Origin of the sequence: Pseudomonas sp. EA_65y_Pfl2_P78, from assembly GCF_963970495.1 — a bacterium.
GTDB lineage: Bacteria > Pseudomonadota > Gammaproteobacteria > Pseudomonadales > Pseudomonadaceae > Aquipseudomonas > Aquipseudomonas baetica_A.
In genome coordinates this window covers 21,215-31,557 of the sequence record NZ_CAXAON010000046.1, presented here as the reverse complement: position 1 = coordinate 31,557, position 10,343 = coordinate 21,215, and the positions used below count along the sequence as shown (strand labels likewise).

At 60.5% G+C, this 10,343-nt stretch carries 8 protein-coding genes and 1 pseudogene; all 9 read right to left on the bottom strand.

Annotated elements, in window-relative coordinates:
• Positions 1 to 147 (bottom strand): annotated as a pseudogene (locus AACY02_RS24355) (IS5/IS1182 family transposase); the annotation flags it as partial.
• Between the two features lie 116 nt (positions 148 to 263).
• Entirely contained in the window at positions 264 to 1,727 is a 1,464-nt protein-coding gene (nuoN, locus tag AACY02_RS24350; protein WP_008082842.1) for an NADH-quinone oxidoreductase subunit NuoN, read from the bottom strand.
• A gap of 7 nt (positions 1,728 to 1,734) precedes the next feature.
• A complete protein-coding gene (nuoM, locus tag AACY02_RS24345) occupies positions 1,735 to 3,267 on the bottom strand; it encodes an NADH-quinone oxidoreductase subunit M (RefSeq protein WP_339434125.1) in 1,533 nt (510 codons plus the stop codon).
• A 39-nt stretch (positions 3,268 to 3,306) separates the two neighbouring features.
• On the bottom strand, positions 3,307 to 5,160 hold the full coding sequence (gene nuoL, locus AACY02_RS24340; RefSeq protein ID WP_339434124.1) for an NADH-quinone oxidoreductase subunit L: 1,854 nt from the start codon (positions 5,158 to 5,160) through the stop codon (positions 3,307 to 3,309).
• Entirely contained in the window at positions 5,157 to 5,465 is a 309-nt protein-coding gene (gene nuoK, locus AACY02_RS24335) for an NADH-quinone oxidoreductase subunit NuoK (RefSeq protein WP_003223790.1), read from the bottom strand. Before nuoK ends, nuoL begins: the two co-directional genes overlap by 4 nt.
• A gap of 3 nt (positions 5,466 to 5,468) precedes the next feature.
• Positions 5,469 to 5,969 carry an NADH-quinone oxidoreductase subunit J gene (gene nuoJ, locus AACY02_RS24330; RefSeq protein ID WP_339434123.1) on the bottom strand — a complete coding sequence of 167 codons (501 nt, stop codon included), beginning with the start codon at positions 5,967 to 5,969 and terminating at the stop codon, positions 5,469 to 5,471.
• Positions 5,970 to 5,978: 9 nt separating this feature from the next.
• Positions 5,979 to 6,527, bottom strand: coding sequence for an NADH-quinone oxidoreductase subunit NuoI (gene nuoI / locus AACY02_RS24325; protein ID WP_221610035.1), 549 nt, complete (start codon positions 6,525 to 6,527; stop codon positions 5,979 to 5,981).
• Between the two features lie 11 nt (positions 6,528 to 6,538).
• The gene (nuoH, locus tag AACY02_RS24320) at positions 6,539 to 7,546 is read right to left on the bottom strand and encodes an NADH-quinone oxidoreductase subunit NuoH (RefSeq protein ID WP_339434122.1); all 1,008 of its coding nucleotides are present in this window, start codon (positions 7,544 to 7,546) and stop codon (positions 6,539 to 6,541) included.
• Positions 7,543 to 10,257 carry an NADH-quinone oxidoreductase subunit NuoG gene (gene nuoG, locus AACY02_RS24315; protein WP_339434121.1) on the bottom strand — a complete coding sequence of 905 codons (2,715 nt, stop codon included), beginning with the start codon at positions 10,255 to 10,257 and terminating at the stop codon, positions 7,543 to 7,545. Before nuoG ends, nuoH begins: the two co-directional genes overlap by 4 nt.
• Positions 10,258 to 10,343 lie beyond the last annotated feature (86 nt).

The window sequence follows — 10,343 nt, the reverse complement described above, 5'->3', positions numbered from 1 at the left end:
CGCTTTGTCAAAGCCCAGTTGCACCAGATCCAGCTTGGCGACGTAGAGGTCGATCACACGAACGAGGTGATCCTCGGGGATCAGTTCCTCCAGCGAGGCCGGGAACACGCTGGTCTGGCTGCGGGACACTCCTTGGATGTAGGCCATAACGAAAAATGCTCCGTATCTTTCGATACGGAGCATTTTCATTGAGCGCTGCGCAGATTGCTAGGTTTTCACACAGTCTGCGAAGGTGCCGTTTTCATGTCTAGCCAGCCGAACAATCAGCCAGCCAGACCCGCCTGCTGCACCAGTGTCAGCAATGGTTGCGGGTAAACGCCGAGGAAGAAAGCAACCAGGGCGATGGCCAGCAGCATCACGCCGCCTGCCTTCTGTTCCCAGTGCAATTGCGCATCGTGGCGGCGCAGGTTCGGCTCGATCAGGTACAGGGTGACCATCACGCGCAGGTAGTAGAAGACGCCAATGGCGCTGCCCAGTACCAGCGAACCTACCAGCCACCATTGGTGCGATTCGACACCGGTGGCGATGATGTAGAACTTGCCGATGAAGCCTGCGGTCAGCGGGATACCGGCCAGGGACAGCATCATCACGGTCAGTACGGCGGTCAGGTACGGACGGCGCCAGAACAGACCGCGGTACTCATACAGTGCATCGGCGTCGCGGCCGTTGTACGGCGAGGACATCAGAGTGATCACGCCGAACGCGCCGAGGCTGGTGATCACGTAGGTGACCAGGTAGACGCCGATGGCTTCCACTGCCAGACCCTTGCTCGCCACCAGTGCAATCAGCAGGTAGCCGAAGTGCGCGATGGACGAGTAACCGAGCAGACGCTTGAGGTTGCTCTGGGTCAAGGCCAGCAGGTTACCGAACAGGATCGAGGCAATCGCGATGACGGTCAGCACGTCGCTCAGTACACCACTGCTCGCGGCAGGGGAGATCTGGAACAGACGCACCATCACCGCAAACACGGCCACTTTTGAAGCGGTCGCAAGGAACGCAGCCACCGGTGCTGGAGCACCTTCATACACGTCCGGCGTCCACAGGTGGAACGGTACCAGCGACAGCTTGAACGCCAGACCGATCAGCATCATGCCCAGGCCCAGTTGCGCCAGCGAGCTTGGCAGGCCGGTCGCGGCCAGCGCTTGACCGATACCGACGAAGCTCAGCGAACCCGAGTCTGCGTACAGCAGCGCCATACCAAACAACAGGAACGCGGAACCGGCGGCCGACAGCACCATGTATTTGATGCCGGCTTCCAGCGAACGCTTGTTGAAGAAGGCGTAGGCCACCAGACCGTAAACCGGTACCGAGAGCAGTTCCAGACCGATGAACAAACCGGCCAGGTGCTGCGCGCTGACCAGAACCAGACCACCGGCGGCGGCCATCAGGATCAGCAGGTACAGTTCTTCACGGTTGCCCGGGTAACCCGAACCGCCATCGCCCAGGTAGGCGTGGGCGAGGGTGACGCAAGCGAGGGTGGCGACCAGGATCAGCGCCATGTACAGGCAAGCGAACGAGTCGATTTGCAGCAATGGCGTTACGGCCAGAGGCGCGACTTTCAGGGCTGGCAGGATCGACAGCAAGGCCAGGTTCAGACCAGCCACCGAGATCAGGAAGGTCTGCGAGTGGTTGCGGCGCCAGGCGATTGCCAGCATCACCACGATAATGGTGAGGCTGGTGATCAACAGTGGCGCAAGCGCAATAAAGTGTTGAATCGTAAATTCCATAGCGCTCTTACCGGGCCGAAGCGAGTTGAGTGAAGGCGGTGCCGAGCCACTGCTGTACGCCATGCATCGTGGCGGCAGAAGTGTCGAGGAACGGTTGCGGGTAGACGCCGATGTAGATCAGCAACACCGCAAGGCCCAGCACCATGATCAGTTCGCGAGCGTCCATGCCGTGCAGGATCGAATCCGATTTGGACGGACCGAAATAAGCACGGTGGATCATGATCAGCGAATAGACCGAGCCGAACACCAGGCCGGAAGTGGCAATCGCAGTAATCCACGGCCAGCTCGCGAAGGAGCCGATCAGGATCAGGAACTCACCGACAAAGTTACCGGTACCCGGCAGACCCAACGAAGCGGCTGCGAAGAACAGGCTGATCGCTGGCAGATAAGCGATACGCGACCACACACCGCCCATCTCACGCATGTCACGAGTGTGCAGACGCTCGTACAACTGACCGCTGAGGATAAACAGTGCCGCCGCCGACACACCGTGCGCGAGCATCTGGATCACAGCGCCTTGCAGCGCCAGTTGGCTGCCGGAGTAGATGCCGATCAACACGAAGCCCATGTGGGAAACGGACGAGAAGGCGATCAGACGCTTGATGTCGGTTTGCGCGAAAGCGAGGAACGCACCGTAGAAGATCCCGATCAGACCAAGGGTCATGGCGATCGGCGCGAACTCGGCCGAGGCATTCGGGAACAGCGGCAGGGCGAAACGCAGCAGACCGTAGGCCGCGGTTTTCAGCAAGATACCGGCGAGGTCGACGGAACCGGCAGTCGGCGCCTGGGCGTGGGCATCAGGCAACCACGAGTGGAACGGTACGACCGGCAGCTTGACCGCGAAGGCGATGAAGAAGCCGAGCATCAGGATGTACTCGGTGGTCATCGACATCTTGGTTTTCAACAGGTCGGCGTAGTTGAAGGTAATCACGCCGGTGTTGTTGAAGTTGACCAGCACCAGACCAAGGATCGCCACCAGCATGATCAGGCCGGACGCCTGAGTGAAGATGAAGAACTTGGTGGCGGCGTAGATCCGGGTTTTCTTGCCGTCCGAAGAACTGTGACCCCAGAGCGCGATGAGGAAGTACATCGGCACCAGCATCATTTCCCAGAAGAAGAAAAACATGAACAGGTCGAGGGCGAGGAACACGCCGACAACGCCGCCCAGGATCCACATCAGGTTCAAGTGGAAGAAGCCAACGTGACGTTGAATCTCTTTCCACGAGCAGAGTACCGAGAGGATACCCAGCAGGCCGGTCAGCAGGATCATCAACAGCGACAGGCCGTCGAGGGCCAGGTGCACGTTGATGCCGAAGCGCTGGATCCAGACGTGCTTGAACTCAAGCGCCCAGGTCGGATCGGCGCCAGGCGCCGGAGCAAATGAATAGTCACCGTGGGCCCACAGCCAGAGGCCGAGGGCGAGTTCCAGGGTCATGGTCAACAGCGCAATCCAGCGGGGCAGGGTAGCGCCGAAGCGCTCACCCATCCAGCACAGCAGGCCGCCGATGAAGGGGATCAGGATTAGCCAAGGCAGAATCATGACGGGCTCGTTTCCTTTCGCAAATTCGCAAGGTTCATATCAGACCGCTACCAGCACGATGGCGCCGATTACCAGCACGGCACCAGCAGCCATGGAAGCCGCATACCAACGCAGTTGACCGGTCTCGGTGCGACTCAGGGCAGTGTGACCGCCCTTGGCCATACGCGGGATCAGACCGATGGTCTGGTCGAGCGGGTCTTTGCGCAGTACGTGGCTGATCGCAAGGTAAGGCTTGACGAACAGTTTGTCGTAGATCCAGTCGAAGCCCCAGGCAGCGAACCACCAGGCCGAAAGGAAACGGCCGATGCCGCTGTTGGCGATTGCCGTCACGAAGCGACGCTTGCCGAGGAACAGCAGGGCCGCCAGCAGGATACCGGCCAGGGCGATGGCGCCCGACGCGATTTCCAGGCTGTGCTTGGCTTCGCCACCCGCATGACCAACGCTTTGCGGCAGTACGCCGTGCAGCGGTGGCACGATCATGGCGCCGACGAATGTCGACAATACGATCAGCACCGACAGTGGCAGCCAGTGAGCGATGCCGTGACCGGCGTGAGCTTCGGTCTTGGCTTCACCGTGGAACGTGATGAAGATCAGGCGGAAGGTGTACAGCGAGGTCATGAACGCACCGACCAGGCCGGCATAGAGCAGGCCGTGATTGCCGCTGGCGAACGCTTCCCAAAGGATTTCGTCCTTGGAGTAGAAGCCTGCGGTCAACAGTGGGAGAGCAGACAGGGCCGCGCCGCCGACGATGAAGCTGGCGTAGGCCAGTGGCAGTTTCTTCCACAGACCGCCCATCTTGAAGATGTTCTGCTCGTGGTGGCAGGCAACGATCACCGCACCGGAAGCCAGGAACAGCAGGGCCTTGAAGAAGGCGTGGGTCATCAGGTGGAAAATCGCGCCATCCCATGCACCGACGCCCAACGCCAGGAACATGTAGCCGATCTGGCTCATGGTCGAGTAGGCGAGGATACGTTTGATGTCGGTTTGCACCAGTGCTGCGAAACCTGCCAGCACCAGCGTCACTCCGCCCACGATGCCGACCAGGTGCAGGATGTCCGGCGCCAGGGTGAACAGACCGTGGGTACGGGCGATCAGGTAGACACCGGCGGTTACCATGGTGGCAGCGTGGATCAGTGCCGAAACCGGCGTCGGGCCAGCCATCGCGTCCGCGAGCCAGGTTTGCAGTGGCAGTTGTGCCGATTTACCGACCGCACCGCCCAGCAGCATCAGGGTCGCCAACGTGATCCAGAAATCGCCGACCTGGAATTTCTGCGGTGCCAGCACCAGCAGTTCCTGGATGTTCAACGTGCCCACTTGCTGGAACAGGATGAACAGGCCGATGGCCATGAACACGTCGCCGATGCGGGTCACGATGAAGGCCTTGAGTGCGGCGTTCCCGTTGTTGCGGTTGCTGTAGTAGAAACCGATCAACAGGTACGAGCACAGGCCCACGCCTTCCCAGCCGAAGTACAGGAACAACAGGTTATCGCCCAGTACCAGGAACAGCATGCTGGCGATAAACAGGTTGGTGTACGAGAAGAAGCGCGAGTAACCCGCTTCGCCGCGCATGTACCAGGACGCGAACAGGTGGATCAGGAAACCTACACCGACAACCACGCCGAGCATGGTGATCGACAGGCCATCGACGTAGAGGGCGAAGTCAGGCTTGAAGCCTTCGACCGCCATCCACTTCCACAGTACCAGCGTGTAGTGACCGCCTTCGGGTGGCGCGACGTTGAATTGCCAGATGACGTAGGCGGCGACAATCGCCGACAGGCCAATGGAACCCACGCCGATCAGCGCCGAGAGGTTTTCCGACCAGCGTCCACGAGAGAACGACAGCAGCAGGAACCCGATCAGAGGGAATACGAAAGTCAGAAAGATTAAGTTCATCCGCGCATCTCACTGGCAGCGTCGATATCGAGCGTGTGGAAGCGGCGATACAGTTGCAGCAGGATCGCCAGACCAATACTGGCCTCGGCGGCTGCAAGGCTGATCACCAGGATGAACATGATCTGTCCATCCGGCTGGCCCCAACGGGCGCCTGCAACAATGAACGCCAGTGCCGAGGCGTTCATCATTACTTCCAGACTCATCAACACGAACAAAATGTTGCGGCGGACCATCAGGCCGACCAGACCAAGGCAGAACAGGATGCCGGCGACGGCTAATCCATGTTCGAGAGGGATAGCAGGCATGTCTTACTCCTTCGCCTCGTTACGGCCCAAATGGAACGCCGTGACGGCTGCGGCGAGCAGCAGCATCGAGGCGAGTTCGACCACCAGCAGATACGGGCCGAACAGGCTGACGCCCACGGCTTTTGCATCGACGGTGGTGTGGCCGATGGCCTGACCGCTCTGGTGAGCGAACAGCACATACAGCAGTTCGGCCAGCAGCAAGGCTGCGAGAATCACCGGCCCTGCCCAGATGCCGGGCTTGAGCCAGGTACGTTCCTGCTGAACCGAGGCCGGGCCCAGGTTCAGCATCATCACCACGAACACGAACAGCACCATGATGGCGCCGGCGTAGGCGATCACTTCCAGCACGCCGGCGAACGGGGCGCCGAGTGCGAAGAAGGTCATGGCCACGGCGATCAACGAGATGATCAGGTAGAGCAGGGCGTGCACAGGGTTGGTGTTGGTGATCACGCGTAGCGTGGACACAACAGCGATACCCGATGCGAAATAGAAAGCGAATTCCATCGTTCTTCCTTAAGGCAGCAAGCTCTTCACGTTGATCGGTTCGGCTTCGTTCTGCGCGCTGCCTTTGGGCTTGCCAGCGATTGCCATACCTGCAACACGATAGAAGTTGTAATCAGGGTTTTTGCCGGGGCCAGAGATCAAAAGATCTTCTTTCTCGTACACCAGGTCCTGACGTTTGAACTCGGCCATCTCGAAATCCGGCGTCAGCTGGATCGCGGTGGTCGGGCAGGCTTCCTCGCAGAGACCGCAGAAAATGCAGCGCGAGAAGTTGATACGGAAGAAGTCCGGGTACCAGCGACCGTCTTCGGTTTCAGCTTTCTGCAGCGAGATGCAACCGACCGGGCAAGCCACGGCGCACAGGTTGCAGGCTACGCAACGCTCTTCGCCATCGGGGTCACGGGTCAGGACGATGCGGCCACGGTAGCGTGGCGGCAGGTAGACCTGCTCTTCCGGATATTGCAGGGTGTCGCGCTTGCGAAAGCCATGGCCGAAGACCATGACCAGGCTGCGCAACTGGGTACCAGTACCCTTAACGATGTCGCCAATATATTTGAACATGGGTCAAATCCTCACTGAACCGCAACCGCAGGTGTGTTCCACAACACAACCGCAGCGGTTATCAGCAAATTGATCAGGGTCAGTGGCAGGCAGAATTTCCAGCTGAAATCCATCACCTGGTCATAACGCGGGCGCGGAATGGAAGCGCGCAGCAGGATGAACAGCATGATGAAGAACGCGGTCTTCAGTGCGAACCAGACGAACGCCAGTTGCGGCAGGATGCCGAACGGACCGTGCCAGCCACCGAAGAACAGGGTGACCAGCAGCGCCGAGATCAGGATGATGCCGATGTATTCACCGACGAAAAACATGCCCCATTTCATACCGGCGTATTCAATGTGGTAACCGTCAGCCAGTTCCTGTTCCGCTTCCGGCTGGTCGAATGGGTGACGGTGAGTCACGGCGACGCCAGCGATGAAGAAGGTACAGAAGCCGAAGAACTGCGGAATGATGAACCACAGGTTCTGCGCCTGGTACTCGACGATGTCGCGCATGTTGAACGAGCCGACCTGAACCACGATGCCCATCAGGGCCAGGCCCATGAACACTTCGTAGGACACGGTCTGCGCCGAGGCACGCAAGCTGCCGAGCAGGGCGAACTTGTTGTTGCTCGACCAGCCGGCGAACAGCACCGCGTAGACCGACAGACCGGCCATGGCGAAGAAGAACAGCAGGCCGATGTTCAGATCCGCCACGCCCCAGGTCGGGGTGATCGGGATGATCGCAAACGCGATCAGCAGGGCGGACATGGCCACCACCGGCGCCAAAGTGAAGATCACTTTGTCGGCAAACGGCGGGGTCCAGTCTTCCTTGAAGAACATCTTGAGCATGTCGGCGGCGATCTGGAACATACCAAACGGGCCAACGCGGTTCGGACCGTAACGGTCCTGCCACCAGCCCAGCAGGCGACGTTCGACAAAGCTGAGCAACGCGCCCGCGACCACAACGGCCAGCAGAATCACGATGGCTTTGACGACCGAGAGGATCACATCGATCACTTCAGGGGTGAACCAGGTCATTGCGCTGCCTCCTGCAGACCGTCGACGGATACGCCGGCGAATGCCGGTGGAATGCCAGCGATGCCCGCAGGCAATGCCACCAGACCTGCGCCCAGTTCTTCATTGATACGCAATGGCAGACGCAGGGTCTGGCCGGCCACGTTCAGGCTCAGCAGGGCACCGTCGTTGACGCCCAGACGATCGGCTTCGGACTTGGCCAGAGCAACGTACGGAGCCGGAATGCGCTCTTGTACCGGGGCGGCTTTCGAAGAGTTCTCTTCGCTGCCGAACAGGTGGAAGAACGGCACGGCTTGCCAGGTGCCCGGCGCCGGGTTGAACGCACGTGGAGCGGCAGCGAACCAGTTCAGCGAATCACCGGTGCTTTCGATCAGGCGGGTACCCGGGTCGCCAGCGCGGATGTGACCACCGACTTCGTCCTGGAACTTGTTCCAGGCCTGCGGCGAGTTCCAGCCCGGCGACCAGGCGAATGGCACCTGCTGACGCGGTTCGACGGAGCCCGAGTAACCTTCCATGGAGAAGGCGAACGCGGTGTCTTTGTCTTGCGGAGTACGCGGTTCGTGAACGCTGATGTCGGCGCGCATCGCGGTGCGACCGGAATAACGCAGCGGCTCACGCGCCAGTTTCAGACCCTTGATGCGAAACGCAGCAGACGGTGCAGCGTCGACGATACGTGCCAGTTGCTCGGTGCTCGACGCCACGGCCGCGGTGACGTGGTCCAGTTGCGTCCAGTCGATCGGCTGGTTCAGCAGGGTCGAGCGCAGGGCGTGCAGCCAGCGCCAGCCTTCGTGAACCAGAATGCTTGCGTCCATGTATTGCGGGTCGAAAACCTGGAAGAAGCGCTGGGCGCGACCTTCCTGGCTGACCAGCGTACCGTCGCCTTCAGCGAAGCTGGCCGCCGGCAGAACCAGATGCGCGCGGTCGCTGGTGGCGGTCTTCTGATGGTCGGCAACGATCACCACTTTCGCAGCGTTCAGTGCGGCATCGACCTTGGCTTTCGAGGTGCGGGTGTACAGGTCGTTTTCCAGCACGACGATGGCGTCAGCCTGGCCGTCGATCACGGCTTGCAGCGCAGCATCCACCGATTCGCCACCGAGCATGGCCAGACCGAGGCTGTTGGCTTCCGACACGATCAGGCTGATCGAGCCGTTCTTCTCGCGCAGCTTCAGAGCCTTGGCGATGTTTGCCGCCGCTTCGATCAGGGCTTTGGAGCCCAGCGAAGTACCGGCGATGATCAGCGGACGCTTGGCTTTGATCAGGGCGTCGGCAATGCGCTTGGCCAGTTCCAGAGCTTCAGCGTCCAGACCTTCAACGGCAGGGGCGCTGGCATCCAGAGCGTGAGCCACGGCGAAACCGATGCGCGCCAGATCGTCGGGAGCGGCGTGAACGCACTCTTCGGCGATGTCGTCGAGCTTGGTTTCAGCCAGGCTGGCGATGAACAGCGGGTTCAGCGCGTGCTGACCGATGTTTTTCACAGCGGCGTCGAGCCATGGCTGGACGCGCATGGCTTCGGCCATGTCTTCAGCCTTGCCTTTGACCGACTGACGCAGGGCCAGGGCCATACGGGCGGCGGTCTGGGTCAGGTCTTCACCGAGGACGAATACGGCGTCGTGGTCTTCGATGTCGCGCATGTTCGGCACGGGCAACGGGCTGTCTTTGAGCACTTGCAGAACCAGACGGATGCGCTCTAGTTCGGACGCTTCGATACCGGAGTAGAAGTGCTCGGCGCCAACCAGTTCACGCAGCGCGTAGTTGCTTTCGAGGCTGGCACGCGGCGAACCTATACCGACGATGTTGCGCCCGCGCAGCAGATCGGCAGCCTTGTCCAGCGCCTGATCCAGGCCCAGTTTCGTGCCGTCGGCCAGCAGCGGCTGACGTGGACGGTCGGTGCGGTTGACGTAGCCATAACCGAAACGGCCACGGTCGCACAGGAAGTACTGGTTCACCGAACCGTTGAAACGGTTTTCGATGCGACGCAGTTCGCCGTAGCGCTCGCCCGGAGAGATGTTGCAACCGCTCGAGCAGCCATGGCAGATGCTCGGCGCGAACTGCATGTCCCATTTACGGTTGTAGCGCTCGGAGTGAGTCTTGTCGGTGAACACACCGGTCGGGCAGACCTCGGTGAGGTTGCCGGAGAACTCGCTTTCGAGGGTGCCGTCTTCAACGCGACCGAAGTACACGTTGTCGTGGGCGCCGAACACCCCGAGGTCGGTGCCGCCGGCGTAGTCCTTGTAGAAACGCACGCAGCGGTAGCAAGCGATGCAGCGGTTCATTTCGTGGGAAATGAACGGGCCCAGTTGCTGGTTCTGGTGGGTGCGTTTGGTGAAGCGATAACGGCGCTCGTTGTGGCCGGTCATCACGGTCATGTCTTGCAGGTGGCAATGACCGCCTTCTTCGCACACAGGGCAGTCGTGCGGGTGGTTGGTCATCAGCCATTCGACAACACTGGCGCGGAACGCCTTGGATTCTTCATCGTCGATGGAGATCCAGGTGTTGTCGGTGGCAGGTGTCATGCAGGACATGACGATGCGACCACGGGTGTCGTTCTCGTCGGTGTACTGCTTGACCGCACACTGGCGGCAGGCCCCGACGCTACCAAGCGCCGGGTGCCAGCAGAAATAAGGGATGTCGAGGCCCAGCGACAGACATGCCTGTAACAGGTTGTCTGCCCCGTCGACTTCGAGCGCTTTGCCGTCTACGTGGATAGTGGCCATGGTTCAAAGGTCTTCGTTGGCCCGGTGTCAGCGGGCGTGGCTAATGGAATCTTGTTATCCGTCCGAATCCAGTCAGCCCCGAAAGG